Below are 20,448 nucleotides of genomic sequence, written 5' to 3'. Positions count from 1 at the left end.
GCTGTAACGATAATTGCGGAATTTTTAGTTGTTTTTATTTTTAAGTTTTATTTTTCCGCTCAGAATGCGGCGGCGCGTGCTTATTACGGCTGGCTTGTAAAAATCGGGCTCCATTGCGTCGAGAATACGCATCAGTTCGTCCATCAGTTCGGGATAGAACTGGCACATTCGGTAGGCGAGTTTCATGCTCACCGCCTGTATTGCCGAAAACTCGCCGACGTCGGTCATCTTGGCCATGCAGAAGTCCAGAAAATCGGTGCGCAAATCGTCCTCGTCCATCTTCAGCCGCTCGATTATGTTGAGAGATAATCGCCTTACCGACGGATTATCTGTCTGCATTGCAAGGTCTATAAATTCGTGCAGAATGTCGTTTAATTGCGCCAGTTCGTCGTCCGTAGCCTTGGTAAGCGTCCACAGCGCGATGCGTGCAACCCGATAGTCGGCATTGTGCATGAAACGCTGTGCAAATCCGTGGAAATCGCCCGCCTGCTTCACTTCGTTGTATATTGCCAGAGCCTCGCTTTCGCTGCCTGTAAGTCTGAGTTGTTCGTCGGTTATTGCCATTGAATATTGATTTTTCTGCAAAAATATGCTGAGTCGTGCAGTTGTGCAAGTTTTTGGGATATTCGGTGGTGTTTTGTGATGAATTGTGCGGTAGTTTTTGCCGATAGATAGAAAAATCTTATCTTTGTATCTCGAAAAATGCCATAAAATAAGTTTAGATGAAAAATACGATATACGATATTGTAAAAAATGCGGCAAGATACAGTTTTGCCGTTTTGTTTATCCTCGGAGTGCTTCAGCCGTTCGAGATTGACAAGGCCGACAGACGCCTCGTTCTTTTGTTCGGACTTGCCGTTATCGAGTTTGTTGCCATGGTTATAGTTCAGTTCATAACTGTGCTGATAAAAAGCACCAAGTGGCGCATCTTTACGCGCTATCTCTTGCATATGCCTCTGTTTTCGGCCATGGCGGTAACCTTCAATTCGTACTTCTACTTTGGCAGTTGCAAGGTGCTGTGGACGGGGCAGATGAATGGCGGCGACCCTAATGCGCTCGACCTCTGCTGCTTTCTGCAAATGTGCTTGTGGGTTCTGCTGGTAACGCTTCTCATTGCCGTGTACGACATTTATTATCACCGAAACAGCCGCCTCCGTCAGGAACTCGAGGAGGTTAGAGCCATAAACGCCCTTCTTGAGCAGCGCGCCAGTCGGGACGAGGCGGAGAGCGATGAGCCTGTTTCGGTATCTTCGGAGGAAGATGGTGACGAGGATGCCGAAAATTCGGTTTGCGCTATTAAGGGTAATGCCGTGAACGATTTGTTCGAAGTATCGCCAAAGGAGATTCTGTATATCGAATCGCTCTCTAACTATGCTGATATATGGTATTTGCACGAGGGCGAGAGGCTTCACCACATCATTCGCACAACCATGAAGCAGTTGCGCGAGCAGCTGGCAGAGGTCGACTATCTTATTTCGTGCCACCGCGCCTATATCATCAACATAAACTATGCCGTTTCGCTTACGTCGCGAACATCGGGCAACTATCAACTGCAAATGCTTGGAATAGACAAACTTATACCTGTTTCGCGTGCCAATACCGTAGAGATTAAAAAGGCTTTGCAGAAGTAGAATATCAAAAAAATAATGTTATATGAGGGTTAAATTTTTACTATTCTGTTTGTTGCTTTCGTTGGTAAACTACTCTGTCGCACAAAACAACAGCGAAGAGAATCAGTTAATCTCCGTAGAGGTTGCCGGCAAGTGGGGATATATTGACAAAACCGGCAAGATGGTTATCAAGCCACAGTTTGACGATGCGTTTAATTTCGAAGAAAATGACTGGGCACGTGTCAAGGTAAACGATAAGTACGGATATATAGACAAGTCGGGCAAAATGGTTATCGAACCGTGGTTCGAAGAGGTCGCAAGTTTTTCGTCTAATGGTCTTGCTCGTGTTAAGATAGACGGCAAATGGGGATATTTTGCACAAACTGGCAGTATTATTGTCGATCCAATGTATGACAATGCTTGCGATTTTTCATCCAACGGCTTGGCGGCAGTTTGTTTAAACGGCAAGTGGGGCTATATCGACGCAAGTGGCGAAATGTTTATCGGTTTGCAGTATGACAGAGCATGGAGTTTCGATGCCGAAGGTTTGGCTGTTGCCGAGGTTGATGACGAAATTGGATATATTCAGGAATCTGGCAAATGGGGCATCAAACCGCAGTTTGGCAGGGCTGGTGCTTTTATGGGCAAAGGATTGGCTCGCGTACAGCTTAACGAGGATAAATGGGGCTTTATCGACAGAACCGGTAAGATGGTTATCAGTCCGCGGTATGATGGAGCTTACGATTTCTCTGCCAACGGATTGTGCGTTGTTCAGTTAGATGAGAAATGGGGAGTTGTTGATACATCTGGAAAATTTGTAGTCGCTCCTCAGTTCGACAATGCTTGCGATTTCTCATCCAATGGTCTGGCAGCTGTTAGCTTGAATGGCAAGTGGGGCTATATCGATGCAACTGGCAAGATGGTTATCCTGCCTCAATTTGGTAATGCTTTGTCTTTCGCAGAAAATGGCTTGGCGGCTGTAATCCAGAACGGCAAATACGGAGTGATTGACAGCAAAGGAAAAATCGTGGTAAAACCAAGGTTCGAAGGAATTGAAATATACAGAGACATATTATTTGCCAAGGATGGTGGAAAATGGGGAATAATAGATAAAAAAGGAGCTTATATAGCCAAGCCCCAGTTTGACAGAGTTGGCTTGTATTAGTAATGCCGATGTTTTTTGTTTACGACCAGAAAATCTGTATATTTGCAAAAGCGTGAATAAATAACATTAAAATGAAAGTAAAACTCTTGTTAATCAGTTTCCTGTTTGCCACAGTCGGCATCTTTGCTCAGAGTGGTGACAATGAGAGCAAAAGTAAGTCCTGCGGTTTGGCTGCTGTTAAGTTGAATGGTAAGTGGGGCTATGTCGATGCAACAGGCAAAATGGTCATCGAGCCGCAGTTTGATAGTGCTTACGCCTTTAAATCAAAGGGTATAACAGTTGTTCTATCAAATGGCAAATATGGATGTATCGATACTTCTGGTAGGTTTGTCGTACAGCCAAGGTTTGATGGCGTTAAATTTATTTATAGCTCCGCATACGATGTTTTAGCAATTGTTGAAGAGAATCACAAATGGGGATTTATAAATGATAACGGCAAGTTTGTTGTAGAACCTCGTTTTGATTATATTGACCGTTTCTATATAAGTAATTTTTTTCTTGAAGTTTGGCAGAATGCTAAATGTGGAATTATTGATTTAAATGGCAATATTCTTGTCGAACCTAAGTTTGATAGAATATACGGATATTCAGCAAAAAATGTTTTGACCTTAGTTGTATTAAATGATAAATGTGGATTTATAGATAAGAACGGTAATGTTGTCATCGAACCTAAGTTTGATAGCGCTTCGAATTTTTCATCTATAGGCTTAGCAACTGTTAGGCAGAATGGTAAGTGTGGGTATATTGATACAACCGGAAAAGTTATCATCAAGCCGCAGTTTGATGCTGCTTATGAATTTTCTCAAAATGGTTTGGCGTGTGTCGAAGTAAATGGTAAATATGGTTTTATAGATAAAAGAGGAAAAATAGTTGTTAAACCCCAGTTTGATAATATCACAGATTTTCAATCAAATGATATGGCAGTCGTCAGACTAAATCGCAAATATGGACTTATCAATGAAAAAGGAATGATGGTTGTTAAACCCCAGTATGACGATATAAAAGAATTTTATAATGATTTTGCTATCATTAAATTAAATGGTAAATATGGATTTATTGATACAAAAGGTAGAGTTGTTGTAGAGCCCAAGTTTGATTTTATGTCGTTTTTTGGGCGAGATGGCATGGCAATGGTTGTATTAAATGGCAAGGGGGGTATTATTGACAAAACAGGTAATTTTGTTATTGAACCAAAGAATGAAAGTCTCTTTTTCCGTTTTTCTTCTATAGGTTTGGCAGTCGTTAGGCAGGATGGCAAATTTGGTTATATTGATAAAACAGGTAAGATGGTCATCGAGCCTCAATTTGACCTTGCTCGTAAATTTTCTCCCAACGGTTTGGCTGCTGTTAAGTTGAACGACAAGTGGGGCTATATCGATGCAACCGGCAAGATGGTTATCCAGCCTCAATTTGATAATGCTTTGTCTTTCGCAGAAAATGGGGAATAATAGATAAAAAAGGAGCTTATATAGCCAAGCCCCAGTTTGACAGAGTTGGCTTGTATTAGTAATGCGATAGCCTTGTACTGCTCGCCAATACCGTAGAGATAAAGAGGGCTTTGCAGAAATAAAAACAACACAAATTCGGAATATCAGATGAAAGCAATTTTATTATTGGCAAGTTTGTTGGGGCTGCTATTCAGTTTCTCAGCCTGTACGAGCGATAATGAAGACAAGGTACTAATTCCTGTTCAGGTCAATGAAAAATGGGGATATGTAGACAGAAACGGCAGTTGGTGTATAAGTCCGAAGTTTGGCTATGCTGGTTTCTTTCAAGACAATGGCTTGGCAGAAATCGAATTAGACGGAGAAAAAGGATTTATTGACAAATCTGGCAAGATTGTTATTAAGCCTCAGTTTGAAATGGTCGAATATTTTCAAGATAACGGTTTGGCAAATATCAGATTAAATGAGAAGTGGGGCTGCATTGATGCAACGGGAAAGCTTGTAGTCGAACCTCGGTATGACGATATTTGGGATTTCTCATCCAATGGTTTGGCTGATGTTAAGTTGAACGACAAGTGGGGCTATATCGATGCAACAGGCAAAAAGGTCATCGAGCCGCAGTTTGACTTTGCAAATTCTTTTAAAGACAATGCGTTGGCTGGAGTTAGGATTGACGGCAAGTGGGGCTTAATCGATGCAACGGGAAAGCTTGTTGTCGAACCTCAGTATGACGAAATATTTGACTTCTCATCCAACGGTTTGGCTGCCGTTAAGTTGAACAAGAAGTGGGGCTATATCAATGCAACGGGGAATTGGGTAATTGAGCCTCAGTTTGACTTTGCAACCTCTTTTGAAGACAACGGTTTGGCAGGTGTAGAATTGAATGGAAAATGGGGTTTTATAGACTCGTCAGGTAAGTTTGTAATAGAGCCCCAGTATGAATATGTTAGACATTTCTTAAAAAGTAAATTGTGCCCGGTACAAGTAAATGGTAAATGGGGGTATATTGATTCTGTTGGAAATTTTATGATAAAACCTCAGTTTGATATGGCATTAGATTTTCAATCCGAAAGTTTTGCTGCTGTCTGTATTAATGATAAATGGGGTTATATAGATAGAACAGGTAAGATTATCGCCAAACCACAGTTTGATGATGTAGAATTATGGAGTTATAGTAACATTGTAAGTGTATATAAAAATGAAGAATGTGGTTGCATAGACAAAACTGGCAAGGTAATAATCAAGCCTGAGTATAGTTCTGTTTCGATACACGAGAGTTTAGGTGTAATTATTGTTAGTGATTATGACAAAATGGGAGTGGTAAATATTCAAGGAAAAAATGTTGCTAATCCCAAAATAAATTGGATTTATTATCCATTGTCTTTCTGAAAATATTGCATCAACTTAATTTGTGAAAAAAGACCGTCACAACTTCAGTGGCGGTCTTTTTTTATGCTCGTATCTTTAGAACGATGCGTTTTTATTTCCTCTTCGCTTCAGTCTTCTCGCGAACTACCTTGTACATACGGTCTACAAAGTGAATTTGGTCGGCATTTGGCAGCGTAACGAGCGATGCTCCGTAACTGAACTGCATCGTTGTTGGCTTGCTCTCGTCGAACGCAGGCCAGTAAGGCAGTCCCTTGCCGTTAGGATTTCCGGTCTTTGCAAAATTAATCCAATATTGCTGTATGATTTCCGAAACTGCCGCCTCGTGCGGATATTTCTCGGGCTGAGTAAGGAATTCGCCGTTAAGATACAGAATGTCATCGGCATGGGCAACGCCGCGACGGCGAGGGTCGGGCGAGAAACTGCGCTGCGATGGCTGCGCCAAGAATGCCGAGTAAGCAGGCGACTTTCCATTCTGGTTCTGGAGTTTAGCCCAAGCGTATGACGGCCATGCAAAGCCAAGGTCGCGGAAGGCATCGCCAAACGAGTGGAAAGCGTCGTCGTTGTTGTTTGCAGGATAGTATTTGTATGCCTCTTCGGCAAACTCGCCCAGCATGGCTGTGCCCATCTGCTTGTACTGCTCGAGCGTGATGGTTGGCGGAGAGAAGAGTGCGCCCTCGTCGCTGTTTGTCATCACGATAACCGGAACGTCGTTGTATTTGCCCTGTTCGTAGAGGCGGTACTGGTCGTCAGCGATTACGTAGCCGTCAACGCAAGGCCAGAATCCGTCGAAGCCCAAGTCGCCTTTCGTTAGGTCGTACGCGCTCATCTTTCGCATCTGCTTGATTGACTTTTTGTTAAGATGCTTCAAGAAGGCAACGCCGTGCTGCTCTGCGCCCTTCTGAGATGCGCCGGTTAGCATAGAGCGGTTGCTGTCGTCCCAAGGCGCAAACGAGCCTCCGCTGTGGCTTATAACGCCGCAGAAGAGTCCTTTTGTAAGCGGAGAGGCGCACAGAATGCTGCAACTGATGGCGCCGGCACTCTCGCCGAAGATAGTAACCTTAGAAGGATTTCCGCCGAAGTTCTTGATGTTTCTCTGCACCCACTGAAGTGCGAAAATCTGGTCGAGGAGCCCGTAGTTGCCCGAATGTCCGTTCTTCGACTCCTTGGCAAGTTCGGGATGAGCCATAAATCCGAGTGCGCCGGTGCGATATTCAACACTCACAACCACAACGCCGCGCTTTGCCAGATGCTGCCATAGGTCGCCGCCATAGTGCTCGGTTCTGAATCCGCCGCCGTGAATCCACACCATTACAGGCAGATTGTCGTTGACAGATGTGGCTGGAGTGGCGATTCCCAGATAAAGGCAGTCCTCGCTCATCATGTCGCGGGTTAGTCCCGGGCGTTCGGGCTGAGGCGGCCACGGTCCGAACTTGTCAGTTTTCAGAACGCCCTGCCATGGCTTTGCCGGCTGAGGGTCTTTCCAGCGGAGGTCGCCAACCGGCGGTGCTGCATATGGAATGGCTTTGTAAACGCCGAGTCCGTTTTCTGCTACGCCCTCGATGTCGCCTGTTTCGACGTGCGTCTTAACCAAGGGCTGCGCTGTCGAAAGCGTAGTAAAAGCCCATAACGAAAGTAAGATAGTTACAATTTTCTTCATTTTTCTGTATTGGTATTAAATTAAAAATCGACGTGCAAGGTAGAAATTTATTCTGAGAAAAACAAGAGGCAATTCACAATTCATAATTCATAATTCAGAATTGACAATGGACAATGGACAATTCACAATTGACAATTCAGAATTCATAATTGTTTTTGGGGGATTATGGGGGGCGGCTAAGGCTTGGGGTTTTAAAAAAAAGGTTGATGCCTTTCGCGGAATCAACCTAAATGTTTTCTACTTAACCGGATAGCGTATAACCGTTTTGCATTTTGAAGCCTCGGTTTTGCGAGGGTCGGAAAGATAGATTTCGTGATGAAAACGGGTTGTGTTGTCGATGTCGGAGGTGCAGTTGTTCTGCTCGATAAACTCTTTCAGAAGTCCGATGGTTGCAGGCTCGTCGTCGTAACAGCCTATGTGCATTATCTGTGCGCAACGTCCTTCTTGCAGCGTCAGAAACTCAGCCTTTGAGCAGTCTGTTTTCTTCTTTCGAGAAGCTTCTGCCACCGCCCATTCAAATTCCGATTTTGTTACGAAATGGGGCAGGCGGATGAGGCTAATCCAATGCAGGCGTGACTTGTCGGTGTACGAGAATCCTTCGGCAGCCTTTCCGTCAACCTCTTCCCACCACAAGCCTTCGAGCGGCGGAACAACAAAGTCGAAATAGCCCTCGATGCGGTGGTCGCCCTTCTTGCTCATCTTAATGGTGTAGGCAATGCTGTAAAGAATCTGCACAGCGTTTGTGTATGCGCCATTTTCGTCGTTGGGGTTGCCCTCGCCACGTACGGCAATGTAGTTTGCCGGCGGCACATCAACAAACGCAGGCTTCTGTTTTGGAAGATAAAGCTCTTTGTATTCCTTTTTGAAATCGAATGGCATAATTTGCTGATTTTTAAGGGACTGCCGAACAGACAGCCCCTCTTTGTGAATTATTCTATCGGAATCTGAATTACCGACAGCCATTTCTCAGGGTCTTCCTGATTCCACGGACCGTCAATATAACTTGTGCGATGCTGACCGGCTATCTTGTAGCCGTTTTCCTCGATGTAGCGGAAGGCCTCGATAAACGAGTCGTAGAACTTTTCGTATGCGCCGATGTGCTTGATGCACAGAGCCTTCGGCACGGCTGGCAGACGTTTGAACTTGATGATGTTGCTGTCGGTGCCCATTTCCTCAACCTGTTCACAATACTCAATGTCTATGTTGGTTGGCGAGAATTCCTTGTTGTGCTCAATGGTAAAGCAGTAGCCGGGCAGCGGACATTTGCAGCCCAGACGCTGCATCTCGGGACCGATTTTCTCGTAGCACATTGGTCCTATGGCATCAAAATTCGGTATTACTTCGCGATGGCTTGCCACGATAATCTCGGGCAATGACTGAATGCTTATTTTCTTCATTGTGTCGATTTGTTTGCGAGAGTTCTGCCATTCGAGCAGGCGGTCGCGACGCGCAACGAGTTGCCGTAGGGCTATTTCGGTCTGCCTTATCTTCTCGGCAAGCTGGTCGGCTCCCGGAACGTGCGAGTCGTCTTCGTACAAGTCCTTTATCTCGTCGAGCGAGAAGCCTAGTTGCTGAAGGTCGCGAATCGCCCTCAGTTTCTGCATCTGACTTATGGAGTAGTAGCGGTAGCCCGTCCATTCGTCCACCTCATCGGGCATCAGCAGACCTTTCTGCTCGTAAAAGCGCAGCGTCTTTACGGTTATCTGCATCATCTGCGAGAACTCTCCGATTTTTAACTTTGTTTTACTCATTATCGTACGATTTTTTTCTTTTGCCTAAGCATTTGCAAAGTTATGGCATGACCTAAGGGACGAGTCAAGACTTTCGCGAAGTTTTTAACATTCTTTAACAGTTTAGCGAACAAAATCGGCACATTTGTTCAGCAGCTCGTTAAACTCGTGGCATTTTTTTAGTTGGGCGAGAGTGTTTGGCAGATAGTCTTTGCCGAGAACATCCTTCTTTGTTACGAACTGCGTGATTTCGAATGATTTAAGTCGGTAGTACTCGCTGTGCTTGTCGTCTGCGCCAAATCCTACGGGGAAACGCTTCAGGGCGTTGTCCCAGTTAAGGGCGAAGTCCTTTCCGCACGACTGCACCGCCTTGTGAAACGCATCGGGCTCGAGCATTATCTGCTCGCGGATGCTCTTCAGAACCTCTTTTGTTGGGTTGTACAGACCGCCGCACATAAGATAAGTGTCTGTTGCCGGCTCAAAGTGAATGTAATATCCCGCCATGCCCGATTTCTTTCCGCCCGGGCACACATATATGCCGAGCCAGTCTTTGTACGGCCGCTTGTCGGGCGAGAAGCGTATGTCGCGGTTTATGCGATAGGTGCAGTCCTTTGGCTGAAGGTTCTTGCATCGTGGGTCGAACAGGGCGACGCCCTTTATAAACTCTTCGGCAAGGGCGGTAGTCTTCTTCTTGATAACCTCGTATTCGGCTCGATGAGCATCGAACCAAGGCTTGTTGTTATTCTGCGACAGTTGCAGGTAAAAATCGAGTATTTCTTTCATATTTTTGTGTTTTAGTCGTGATAATCGCTTTCTTTCCATTCAAACTTAACCGTTTCTGGCACAAGATATTCGCCTATCTTGAAGTCGATATTAGCCTTGTGCGCCTGACTCAGCTGAAACCGCCTCGGCACGCGGAACATCTTTCCGTCCTTAACGAACCGTGCGCCCGTCTGATGAAAGCGGAAGGCAACATCTTTGGCTATGCATTGCTCTCTGAGGTCGAGAATCCAGTCGTAGTGGCACGGGCGGGCATCAAGTCCCGACTCTCCGCCAACCGCCACCTCGTCAATCGTTTTGTCGAGGTATTGTTCAAGGTTGATGGCGGTGAGCATTGGCGCAACAATTATGCTCTTGTGCTTTATGGGCAGCGAGCGGAATATGGGCAGGCGGTAATCAGCCATCGCCTGATTCTCTACCGTGCAGCCCACAATCACGTTGTCGTAGCCGTCGCCCCAGTCGTCGGGAATGCACTCCATAAACCTGTCAATCCGTTTGGTGAAAAAGAAGAACCAGAGGTCGCTCCGCTGCCTAATCATCTGCCAGCATTCGGGGCGCCACTCATCGGCATCTTTCAGCAGAAAGTCGGACGTGAAGCAGGTGAACACAATCTTTCCGCTCTCAATCTTCCACGATTTGTCGCGCCTGCGCTTTATAGGCAGATTGAAGTTGCCCGTCTTTCGGCATTCGCTGCTCGAGATGTCGCTGCCGTACATCTCGTCCTGACGGTAAACGTAGCAATATTTGCATCCGGGGCTGATTTTTGTGCATCCGTGCCACGGATTCCAGTCGGCATAAACAGTCCAGTTTTCTGACATCGTAGAATGGTGTTTGATGAGGCTGTGCCGTGTGGCACACGTCTCTTTGGCAAAGATATGAAAAAAGACTGACGTGCCGATGTTTTTGTTATATTCTGCATACGTATCTTATCCTGAAATGGCGAATAATCTGAAAAAATATGCGGAAAAATAAATGATGCAGAATGTTGTTGTACAAAACCATAGAAAAAGTACATCTTTTAGTCTTTTGGTGAATACAAAATTGTGGCAAGGTACGTCCAAGATACATCCAAGATACATCAAAGCAACATCCAAGGAATGTCAAAGGTCTATCCAAGGTAGGTGATGATTAACTTGAAAATTGAAAAAATCGCTCTAAGGACTTTCAAAATTTGCTTCAATTATTGACTGATTGTCCCCTCAAAATAAGCTGCCAGTCGTTTGTAAAATCCCGAACGAAACCCGAACGCATCCCGAAGGGGAATGGATTTCTTGCGTAATTCAGAATTGGAATTTTGAAAATACATAGTTGAAAAATAACAAGGCTTTGTGTTGCGTAGGAATAAAAAAGTTGTTATTTTTGTCGCATTACGACAAAGGGAATTCTTGCATAATGGCAAGCAACCATAGGTCGAATGCGGAGAAAATCGGCAGAATGTGTGGGAGTTAAAGCAATATTGCCTTTGAAGTAGAAAACCATTTAAATAATTTAATATCAGAAAAATATGTCAAATAGTATAATGAAAAGAATATATCTTATGTTTGGACTGATTCTTTTTTGTCAGTTCGCTTATTGCCAGGATTTTTATGCGATGCTGGACACAGCGTATGTTGAATTTTGTAAACATAAAGACCCTGACAATAAACTGATTTTTTTCAAAAACAGAAATTATCTTAACTATAATGGCAGCTACACTATAGCTAAACGGAAAAAAGGAAAGTTGTACAAAACATATTATGCAGAAAAGCATAAAAAGTTCTCAGGGAAATATTGTATTGATTATCCATCTGTATATTTTTCTGAAGATTCCATATACATTATAAATCATGATTTAGGGATAGATAATAAGGGATTCTGCTATGGATATAGCTACATTTCGTTGTTTACTTACGATAAGTTTAATAACAAATGGAATATTTCTAAAGGCTATGCTCCAAGCCTTGAATTCAGAAGTGAGTCTTCTGTGGATAAAATTGCGAAGCAATGTTTTCTGAAAGCTATAGACGCAATCAAGAATAAAGCAAACGGAAAGAGTATGTCAATTTACAGAATTGCAGACAATTGTGATGGCATGTTATACTTGACTGAGGCTGAAGATATCCCATGTGTACCATATGGAAAGAAATTGTCAGAATACAAGTCAAAAGCCGATTTTTTTATTGGGTACCCGGAAATGACATTGGATAAAGATGTTTTTGTCGTAAGCTTTAAGATTATCAAGTCTGAGCAAGTTGGGAAATCTTTTAAACTCGAAGATGCTCAAACAATATCGGTTAGCCATAAGATTAACGAACATTTGCTTTTATCAAATGCACAAACAATTTCAGAAGAAGTGATTAGACTTGAAGTTCTGGATAGATTTCAAGCGGAATGTTCTCCTATTTTGAAAAAAGTGAGTAGTGAAATTGTTGACGAGAATAAGATTAAAAAGATAATAAACTTATTGAATTCGGCAGAAAGGAAAGAAGACGTTTGTAAATCTACAGAAGATAAAGTTTATACGAGAACAACTATTGTATTTAAGAATGATAGTTCAACAGTCTTAAAATCGTATCCCGACGGAAACCTATGTTTAGGCGATAAATGGTATTTTTCTAAAGATTTATACAAATCCTTGCGTTCTATTAACATGTCTGAATGGATAGAAAAAAATAGACTTCAGAAATAATCCATAGACCAATGAGAAATGTATTTGTTTTATGCATGATGCTCTTATGTCTTGGCATCCATGCTCAAGAAGGCGTTGTAACAGACGGACGATTTTGTGGAAATGCTGGTGACTATGTGATATACACAAGATTAACCGAACCCCAAATTCGCGAATTTGCATTTCATAGGGGCAGAAGTTTAAGTGGAGACCATTTTGAACCAATATATCTGCAAGGAGTACGTCTGCTTGTCCCAAAGGAAAGCATAGAGCTTTACAAAAGGGAATGGGGAAAATATGTTGAAGAGGTGTTTGCCATAGAAGATGAAGAATACTGTGAAAGTAAGATTGTTGAAAACAAGCAAATTGTAAATTCTTCTGAATCATCTTTTACAGTCAAGAAAGTGAAGAAACTGAAGAATGACGTTTATGTGATATATGCGAATAGGAATGATTCCATATTCAAAATTGTCAGCTACTATGACAAAAAAAATAAACGCGGCAAGAAACTGACAAAAGGTATGCGGTTTGAAGTTTCATTACAATCTGTTTTTGGAGATTTTGAAAGAGAGTACAAAATTATCCAACCATGTAATTTGTCGATGGAGTTTCATGGCGTTGCTGTTGGAAAGGAACTGGAAAATGGCATAGATGATGTTTGGTTCTGTGAAGAATTGAATGGTCCATATCTCACAAGAGTGGAAACGAGGAATTCCTCCAATGCTTATAAAAGATAATAACCCCATAAATTATTAAACAAAAACTATGAGAGAAGCAATTCTGTTTATTATGTTGATGTGTTGCGGTGTGGTATATCCGCAACATGTAGAGCATATAAAAGAGAAACATTTTGAGGGATACATATTTTCGAAAGAATGTTCTTTCTGTGGCTTTCCTCCGGGAGATAATCGTTTTACGCCTTCAGTTGAAGATGTGAAAAAAGCAGAACAAATGATACATGAAAATGCCGACACAATAGTAGGGGAGAGCAGAAGATTTTTTTTGAAAAGAGATGCAGTAAAAAAAAGGAGACTAAAAAAGTATAAACGTCAATATTGGGGTGAAATATCTCCTAACGGTGATTATATTCTTTGTATTACTTTCCAATGTGGGCTTTTTGATTTAGCAATAGAACGTTGTGAAATAACCACTGTGCTTGATGGGGGAACTTGCTTTTTCGAATTAGATATCGATATGAAAAGAAACAAAATTATAAAAATCGCAATAAATGGCGTTGCCTAAATGCTCGTCTGTCGTTCTCCCGTTCAGCCGAATTTCCGAATTCGGCTGAGAGAAAAATCGGGAATTTGTAATTCCCACCGCTGAAAAAATTGTGTTGCGCAATAACAAATACTTTTGTCGCTCTGCGACAATGGGAATTCTTGCGTCCCTTTGGTAGCAAGCGACCATAGGTCGAGCGCGGAAATTCGGCAAAACGTGGTGCTTCTGTTTATGACGCTTATTCCGCAGGTCGTTCCAACCTACGGTTATTAAGCGGAGACGTTTTCTGCGTCTTTCTGAAAATCATTTCATAAAGCAAAAAGGCTGTCGTGTTTCTTCAATAACTCTCCCGAGTTTGTGTTTTTGTTTTGTGTAGAATGAAAAAATATAGGGATTGATTTTATGTCGATGTTTTCAGTTAGATGCTATTTACAAAATAACGTATTCTTTTGGCTTGAAGTTGTCCTCGATGCACCAAACGTGAGCCTTTCCGTGAGTCATGCGGAACACCTTCAGGAAGTTGAAGAAAGCCTCGTCGCCCTGCTGCTCTCTCCAAGGCTGCAAGAACTTGCGCGATGGGTGGTTTACTATTTCCTCCTTCAGAGCCATGTCCTCAACAAGTTCGAACTTGCCCTCAACCCTAACCTGATATTTTCCGCAGGCAAAGCACACCTCGGCGCGAGGGTCGGCAACAAGCTGGCGGTAAAAATCCTTTGTCGTTCCGGTGTGGAACACAATTCCGCTGTCGTCTGCCTTGTACATCAGAATGCCGCGCACGCGTGGCTGACCGTTGTCGTTGGTTGCAACGTACATTACAGGATGTGCGTTCAGCATCTTTAAGATTTCTTCTTTAGTCATTGTGTCAAATATTTAAATTTTTGGTTTGCTCGATTTTTCTGACGGCAAAGATACGCATCGGCATCGGCTTTTACAAGTTTCTGGGACAGACGGTTGGATTTTGTGACGAATGGAAGTGGCTTGCCGCTTGTAACAGTCGGATTTGAAGGCGGTTAGACTCTATGCGCGAAAAAAGAAGCGAAAAGGTAGCCCGAATCAGAAATTTTCGTATTTTTGCCATCGTAACCTAAACATTTTTATATGAAAAAAATCATCATTACAAATCTTTTGCTTGCCCTTATTGTGTCCGCGGCATTGGCTCAGACAAAGGTTAAGGGCAGAATCGTGAACGAACGCGGAAAAGGCGTTGAGTATGTAACCATCGGTCTTGAGAACGACAGCATCGGCGTGGTTTCAGATTCCGACGGAAAATTCAGCATTACCGTTCCGCAAGGGCGGAAGGGCAATCTGGTGTTTATGCACGTCTCTTATCAGACCGCCGTAGTGCCGTTTTCAAGTTACGGCAGCGGCGAGGTAGAGGTGGTTATGAAGGACAAGGTTGTTCAGCTTGCCGAGGTTGTGGTGGGCAAGAAGAACAAGAAAATCACGCTCTCGGGAAAGTCGTGGATAACCGTCGGCGACTGCGTGGAGAGGGGCGATTTAAACAGTAACAAGCACTCGGAGATAGGACCGTCATTCAGCAACAGCAAGGACTGCGTTCTTTCCGACATTCAACTGGGTGTAAAGAAGTGTACCTTTCAGTCGTGTACCATCAGTTTCAACGTGTATAAGATGGATGGCGAAAAATTCGAGAACATACTAAACCGCCCCATCTATCTTAAAATATCGCCGGCAGACAACGGGCAGAAAAAGACTGTCTCTTTGTCGGAATACATCAGGCTCAAAGCCAAGCAGAAATACTACGTAAGCATTTGCATTGTTGATGTGGAAGGCAGCGGAATAGCGGCGTTTCCGCTGTGTGCCAAAGGTGCGTATGTGCGAAATGCTATTGGCTGGATAAAACACGTACCTGTTTGTCCCGAAATAGTTGTTAAGGGCTACGAGGCAGAATGGCATACTACCGACGGAACGGAGGCTGCCATTGACTAACACAGTCTTGCGACCGATGTCATGGGGCATCATCGGCGCAGTATGATGAAAAGTCGAGGTTGCTGGGTGCAAGTCCCTGCGAGTGATATCTCAGTTCAGGATAAGAAGTGCTTTTTCATTTTTGCGTGCCTCCTCGTGAAGAATGGCTTGTTTTTTGTGTTGTATTAATATCTAAACGAGGGTGTACCTTTTGGTTCGGCATACCCTCGTTTTTTTATGCTTTGTGATAATCTCCTCGAAGCTCTTTCAGATAGTTGGCTTCCTGGAGTTCTTCCACTCTGTCCGTTGGAACTCTTCCTGTATAGCACACAAATTGCGACATCATCTTTTCAACATGTGGATGGTCTAGTTGTCCCTCATTGGTCAGATTCTCCATTGTGTCCACGTCCAGTGAGCGTATTTGCTGGAAATCGACAAGCAGCAGCGGTGCATCGATGACTGGATTCGGGTCAAGGAAGAAGTATCGGCTTACATTCTTGTTGTGAATGAAGGTCTTCAGATAATCGACAAACGAATCCCACGATTTCCTTGACAGCCCATTCCCTTCGTCGGCGCTTGCCACCTTTGCCTTGTATTCCTTGGTTGCCATCAAGGTTTCCTTGGCGGGGATGAGCGCTGCGACAATTAGGAATCCCAGTTTGTCGTGCTCAAAATCACAGGCGTTTGACAAGACGATGCTCAATACGGGATTGTTCTCGCCTTTGCCCCAATCTACACCATCTACGATGCTTCCCTGCGTGATGTTTTCTTTTGCGTCAATAACCCACTGCATGTCAATAGTCCACTTCTATAATCTCACCGACACTCTTGTTCTCATAAGTCCTCTTGAACCATTCAGATTTTGCCATTTGGGCATAACGCTCACGAAAGCTCTTCTTGTCAGGGTTCGTATAACGGGTCTCTTGCACATACGTGGCAGAATAATCGTAAGTCTGTTCTGTTGCGACGCTGGCAAGAACCTGCTCTTCGCGTGCATAGGCGGAGGCTGTTGTCATTGACAATGCCCCTGCTAAGGCGGCAACCATCAAAAATGAGTTCTGGCTGCTGCTTGTCATTGTGTTCTGTTCCTTACCGTTTGTCATTTTCAATCAGTTTTAATACGATTTTTTCCTCTATGGTGCGGGTCGAGTCATCTATAAGGGTTTCGGCCTCTTCCCGTGTTGGCAATCCGTTCAGTATTTGATTGTGATGGTGGTTGATGTTGGCAAATATGCCGTCTCTGATGCCGCGACGTGGCTCAATCTCAACATTCGCCATCTGGGTTTCATCAATTCCTATTCTCAAATTCAGCTTGCTGCACATTTGCAAAGAACATGGCAGTGCTGGGTTGATGAAATGTTTCCATAACCATACTTCTGGACTTTCTTCAATTTCTGTCCATTGATATTCGCTGTTGATGCCGAATGAGGAAAAACGAAGCCCGGAAACTCTTTTTTCAATCTCAGGTTTGATTGCTTCTATATAGTTTAGCAGGCACTCCTTGTCTTTTGCCTTTATGACAAGTCTTGTCGGTCCTAATACGATCATAGGGAAGGGCTTGTTTTCTATAGCTACGACAAATCCTTCTGGAGTAAAACCACAGAAGGTGTCGTATGGCTGCCCGAACAAATCTTTTGCAAATCTGTTGTCAAAGTTGGGCAATACCTCTAATGGTTTCTCCCAGACCCCTACAAAGGATATGCTGAAACTTGTCTTTTTCATCTATTTTTTATTTGATAATTTCTTGCAAAGATATTTTTTTTTTTGTAATTTTTATTCATCAAGGTCTTTTTTTTTAAAAAAAAAGAATTTTGCGACGTTTTTTCGTAAATTTGGGAAAAACACAGGTCTTGTCGAATTCGGAAATTCGGCAGAACGTGGTGCTACGAGAATCCCCTCCCAGTTTCATAAAAAAACGGGAAGGGATTTTCAAACACACATCAAAGAAAAACGATATCAATTGCTTGCCATGCGCTGCTGAACAGATTTTCCTGCTCCTGTGCCCTTGTAATGGCTGTTGGATGCGTTGAAGCTGTATCGCAGCGAGATGTCCAGACGATGATTGTTGCGAGTGGTTTTCTGCATTCCGTAGAAGAAGCCGCAGTCTTGCGCAACGTCCTGAACGCTGCGTTTCAGCACATCGCTGATGCTTGCTCTTAGGCAGAGCGCGTCGTTCTTAAGCCAGCATTTCTGAACCGCGAAGCGAAGGTTGTAAGATGGCGATAACATTCTGAAATTTATCACGTCGCCCTTGGTCATGATGTTCATGTTTGCCTCGAACTGCCAGCTGTGTTTCAGACGGAAAGTATTGTTGAGGTCGATGAAGTAAATTGGCTTGTTGAAACTTACTTCAACCTTACCGTCAGCCTCGCGAGGGTCGTCGAAAGTCATTGTGTTCCAGAACTTTTGTCTGCCTACGGTCCACGATGGACTGTAGATGCCCCATGTAGGGTTGCCCGAGATGAAGATGGCAAGGTTGCGTACTGGGTTCTGCAAATTGCTCTGTTTCAGAAGCATGATGCCTTCGTCGTTGTATGGCATAGGCAACTGTGTAATAGTGTTGTCGCGACGCTCGTAGGCGGCAAACAGGTTTATCCACTTCCAGCGCGCATTGATGCTAACCTCCTGCATGGTAGCGTTTTTCAGTTTAGAGTCGCCCTGTATCAGCGAGTATGAGTTAAGATAGACGATGCGGTCGTCAAGCGAGCTATAGTTTGGTCGGATGGTCTTCATGCAATAGGCAACGGCTGTCTGAACATTGCCAAACTGCTTCGACCACGACAGGTTAGGGAAGAACTCGTCTTGATTGCGCGACATTGAGCGGTCGGCATACAGATTGTCGGTGTAGTCGAAGCCCACATGTTCGTATCTCACGCCTGCGCTTATGTTTCCTAAGTCCTTCAGATTTGCGCTGTACGATACGAAGGCGGCAATGTTCTTCTCGTCAACATCAGAGTCTGACGATGGCAGAGGATAGTTTGTTATAGACGAGTTGCTTGCGCGGTTCACGAAGCTCATCTCTGTTCCAGCTTGAACCATGCCTTTCAGTATCGGATAGCTCAACACAAGCTTGGCTGCCCACAGGTTTGTAGACTGACTGTTGTCCTGCTGCATCTGCTGACGGCTGCCGCTATCGTGCAACTCGTTTATCTGGCTCACTTTGTCTCCCTTAGTCGAAATAAAATCGATGTTCAAGTCGATGTCCATCTTGCCTATTTTTCCGTTGTAGTATGCGTTGCTCTCCCAGCTGTACGGAACGTGTTCGTCTTCGCGCTGCGTTGAGTTGTTGCTCTCGGCATACAGAAGTCCTCCGCCTATGCGGTGATGCTCAACGTCGGTCTTGCATCGCATATCGTTGTAAGTCTTGAACTTGTCGTGTCGTTCTATGCGCATTCCCAGCGAGTGCTTTTCGTTTATCTGCCAGTTAAAGCCGAGGTTGTAGTTCAGTCCCTGTCCGTGCCAGTCGTAGCGAGTGTCGATGTCTTGACGTATGTCTTTTATGCCTCCGTCGGCTTTCAGAATGGTCGATTCGGTAAGATTGATATCGCCAACGCTTTCCCACTTCCAGTAGTTAAGCAGTCCGAAGAGTTCGATGTCGTTGTGGCGATAGTGAAGGTTGGCAGTTGCCGAAGGGTCGCTGTAACCGAAGATGAGGTCTTGGTTGTTGCTCGCAGCGAGGTCGAATCCGAAGCCGTCGCCCTTTCGGCGCACCGTCTTTATTCTTACAACTGCCGAAACTGTGGCATCGTACTGTGCGCCCGGATTGGTAATTACCTCAACGCTCTGTATCTCTTCAGAGCGCAGACGCTTCAGCTCGTCCTTATCTTGCATCTTTCTGCCGTTGATGTAGAAGATAGGCTTGCCCTTGCCAAGCACCTCCAGCTCGTCGTCTTTCATCGCCATTCCCGGAATCTTCGGAAGCATCTCTAATGCCGTGCCCGACTTGCCCAGCACCGTGCCCTGAACGGTTGTGAGCATGGAGCAGCCCGTTAGTCTTGTTTTCGGAAGCAGACCCTTTACGGTTACTTCGCTAAGCGTCTGCGCGTCGTCGTTCATGGCAGTTGTGCCGATGTTTGCGTCCTTCACATCGATATATTTAGTCTGAAATCCGACGTACGAAAGCCTTAGGATACAGCCATCTTCGGGAGACTGGATAAGGAATTTGCCTTCTATGTCGCTCGTTGTTCCTTGAATGAAGGTCGAATCGGACGACAGCAGCGAGATGTTTACGAAAGCCAGAGGCTCGCCCTTGGTGTTGGTAATCTTTCCGTTCACCTCTTGCGATTTGTTCTTTGCCTGAGCCGATGCAGCCGTAAGAATAAGTGCGACTGCCAAAAGTTTCTTTCTTAAAAGGGTGCAAACATAGTTGCGATTGATAACATTTTTCATATTCTCTTGTTTCTATTTTCTGAGCGTTAGACGCGGCAGATGCCTGAATATGTTGCGTTTGCACACCGTTTTGGGATAATCTGCAAGTTTCTGTGACGAACGGCAAGGATTTTTGTCGTAAAAGAATGATGTGGCAATTTTTGTAGCGTGAACCGATGGATTTAAGGCTTAGAATCGACATCTGCGCAGCCCTTGAGGGTGTGTCAAAATAGGCACATCCTTTTTTTATATCAAAGCCCCGACTTTCTCAAGCCAGGGCTTCGTTATGTCGTAAAGTTTTCGTATCTTTACAACATGCAATATAAAATGCAACAAAGATACCACTTTCGTCCGTATTCTCCAAATCAGACGATACTTTTTCCTCAGAGAATCGACAAGGACATTGCCCAGGACGACCCAGTCCGTCTTGTGAGCAGCGTAGTTAACAGTTTGGACTTGAGCGGTCTTCGCAAGCTGTACAAGGAGCGTGGCCGCAGCCCTTACGACCCG

Annotated in this window: 19 protein-coding genes and 1 pseudogene; 9 read left to right on the top strand and 11 right to left on the bottom strand. The window is 44.2% G+C overall.

Translation table 11 applies throughout. From position 1 onward, the window contains the following. Nucleotides 1–24: 24 nt before the first annotated feature. A complete protein-coding gene (locus tag T538_RS0105295) occupies nt 25–564 on the bottom strand; it encodes a hypothetical protein (protein WP_031532597.1) in 540 nt (179 codons plus the stop codon). 158 nt (nt 565–722) lie between these two features. Here T538_RS0105295 and T538_RS0105290 point away from each other — a divergent pair, with 158 nt between their 5' ends. From T538_RS0105290 to T538_RS17045, 4 genes are all read left to right on the top strand, one after another. Continuing rightward, a complete protein-coding gene (locus tag T538_RS0105290; RefSeq protein WP_031532598.1) occupies nt 723–1,631 on the top strand; it encodes a LytTR family DNA-binding domain-containing protein in 909 nt (302 codons plus the stop codon). Between the two features lie 22 nt (nt 1,632–1,653). Further along, the gene (locus T538_RS0105285) at nt 1,654–2,775 is read left to right on the top strand and encodes a WG repeat-containing protein (protein WP_081834875.1); all 1,122 of its coding nucleotides are present in this window, start codon (nt 1,654–1,656) and stop codon (nt 2,773–2,775) included. A gap of 71 nt (nt 2,776–2,846) precedes the next feature. Next, a complete protein-coding gene (locus tag T538_RS0105280; protein ID WP_051655893.1) occupies nt 2,847–4,223 on the top strand; it encodes a WG repeat-containing protein in 1,377 nt (458 codons plus the stop codon). A 147-nt stretch (nt 4,224–4,370) separates the two neighbouring features. Further along, nucleotides 4,371–5,609, top strand: a complete 1,239-nt coding sequence (locus T538_RS17045) for a WG repeat-containing protein (protein ID WP_051655892.1) — start codon at nt 4,371–4,373, stop codon at nt 5,607–5,609. 91 nt (nt 5,610–5,700) lie between these two features. Here T538_RS17045 and T538_RS0105270 read toward each other — a convergent pair whose 3' ends face one another. The 5 genes from T538_RS0105270 to T538_RS0105245 all read right to left on the bottom strand — a co-directional run bounded on the left by T538_RS0105270 (nt 5,701) and on the right by T538_RS0105245 (nt 10,594). Then, entirely contained in the window at nt 5,701–7,266 is a 1,566-nt protein-coding gene (locus T538_RS0105270) for a carboxylesterase/lipase family protein (RefSeq protein WP_051655891.1), read from the bottom strand. 237 nt (nt 7,267–7,503) lie between these two features. Next, nucleotides 7,504–8,145: a GyrI-like domain-containing protein gene (locus T538_RS0105260; protein WP_031532603.1), complete on the bottom strand. Its 642-nt coding sequence runs from the start codon at nt 8,143–8,145 to the stop codon at nt 7,504–7,506. Nucleotides 8,146–8,195: 50 nt separating this feature from the next. Next, nucleotides 8,196–9,017 (bottom strand): MerR family transcriptional regulator, encoded by an 822-nt coding sequence (locus T538_RS0105255; protein ID WP_051655890.1) that lies wholly within the window; start codon nt 9,015–9,017, stop codon nt 8,196–8,198. Between the two features lie 102 nt (nt 9,018–9,119). After that, the gene (locus T538_RS0105250) at nt 9,120–9,779 is read right to left on the bottom strand and encodes a DUF2461 domain-containing protein (protein WP_031532605.1); all 660 of its coding nucleotides are present in this window, start codon (nt 9,777–9,779) and stop codon (nt 9,120–9,122) included. Between the two features lie 11 nt (nt 9,780–9,790). Continuing rightward, on the bottom strand, nt 9,791–10,594 hold the full coding sequence (locus T538_RS0105245) for a DUF5131 family protein (protein ID WP_051655889.1): 804 nt from the start codon (nt 10,592–10,594) through the stop codon (nt 9,791–9,793). 719 nt (nt 10,595–11,313) lie between these two features. Here T538_RS0105245 and T538_RS0105240 point away from each other — a divergent pair. Genes T538_RS0105240 through T538_RS0105230 form a run of 3 tightly spaced genes read left to right on the top strand, consistent with a single transcriptional unit; the run spans nt 11,314 to nt 13,665 of the window. Next, entirely contained in the window at nt 11,314–12,444 is a 1,131-nt protein-coding gene (locus tag T538_RS0105240) for a hypothetical protein (RefSeq protein WP_155993007.1), read from the top strand. 11 nt (nt 12,445–12,455) lie between these two features. After that, complete coding sequence (locus T538_RS0105235; RefSeq protein ID WP_031532608.1) at nt 12,456–13,160, top strand: hypothetical protein; 705 nt, start codon at nt 12,456–12,458, stop codon at nt 13,158–13,160. Nucleotides 13,161–13,188: 28 nt separating this feature from the next. Next, the gene (locus T538_RS0105230) at nt 13,189–13,665 is read left to right on the top strand and encodes a hypothetical protein (protein WP_031532609.1); all 477 of its coding nucleotides are present in this window, start codon (nt 13,189–13,191) and stop codon (nt 13,663–13,665) included. 408 nt (nt 13,666–14,073) lie between these two features. Here the strand turns inward: T538_RS0105230 and T538_RS0105225 are convergent, their stop codons facing one another. Continuing rightward, on the bottom strand, nt 14,074–14,502 hold the full coding sequence (locus T538_RS0105225) for a pyridoxamine 5'-phosphate oxidase family protein (protein WP_031532610.1): 429 nt from the start codon (nt 14,500–14,502) through the stop codon (nt 14,074–14,076). A gap of 240 nt (nt 14,503–14,742) precedes the next feature. On the opposite strand from T538_RS0105225, the gene T538_RS0105220 reads away from it, so the two are divergent. Continuing rightward, nucleotides 14,743–15,591, top strand: a complete 849-nt coding sequence (locus T538_RS0105220; protein WP_031540876.1) for a carboxypeptidase-like regulatory domain-containing protein — start codon at nt 14,743–14,745, stop codon at nt 15,589–15,591. Nucleotides 15,592–15,805: 214 nt separating this feature from the next. Here the strand turns inward: T538_RS0105220 and T538_RS0105215 are convergent, their stop codons facing one another. From T538_RS0105215 to T538_RS0105200, 4 genes are all read right to left on the bottom strand, one after another. Then, a complete protein-coding gene (locus tag T538_RS0105215) occupies nt 15,806–16,363 on the bottom strand; it encodes a hypothetical protein (RefSeq protein ID WP_031532612.1) in 558 nt (185 codons plus the stop codon). A gap of 1 nt (nt 16,364) precedes the next feature. Beyond that, the gene (locus tag T538_RS0105210; protein WP_031532613.1) at nt 16,365–16,673 is read right to left on the bottom strand and encodes a hypothetical protein; all 309 of its coding nucleotides are present in this window, start codon (nt 16,671–16,673) and stop codon (nt 16,365–16,367) included. Further along, the gene (locus tag T538_RS0105205) at nt 16,660–17,292 is read right to left on the bottom strand and encodes a hypothetical protein (protein ID WP_031532614.1); all 633 of its coding nucleotides are present in this window, start codon (nt 17,290–17,292) and stop codon (nt 16,660–16,662) included. The genes T538_RS0105210 and T538_RS0105205 overlap by 14 nt, the downstream gene beginning before the upstream one ends. A 234-nt stretch (nt 17,293–17,526) precedes the next feature. Continuing rightward, nucleotides 17,527–19,959, bottom strand: a complete 2,433-nt coding sequence (locus T538_RS0105200; protein ID WP_031532615.1) for an outer membrane beta-barrel family protein — start codon at nt 19,957–19,959, stop codon at nt 17,527–17,529. Nucleotides 19,960–20,265: 306 nt separating this feature from the next. Between T538_RS0105200 and T538_RS18335 the strand changes: the two are divergent. Then, nucleotides 20,266–20,448 (top strand): annotated as a pseudogene (locus T538_RS18335) (IS5/IS1182 family transposase); the annotation flags it as partial.

The sequence above is a fragment of the Bacteroides sp. Ga6A2 genome, assembly GCF_000702225.1.
In the GTDB taxonomy this organism is placed as follows: Bacteria; Bacteroidota; Bacteroidia; order Bacteroidales; family Bacteroidaceae; genus Ga6A1.
Note: the sequence above shows the minus strand (reverse complement) of the source record. Positions and strands in the feature narration are given on the sequence as shown.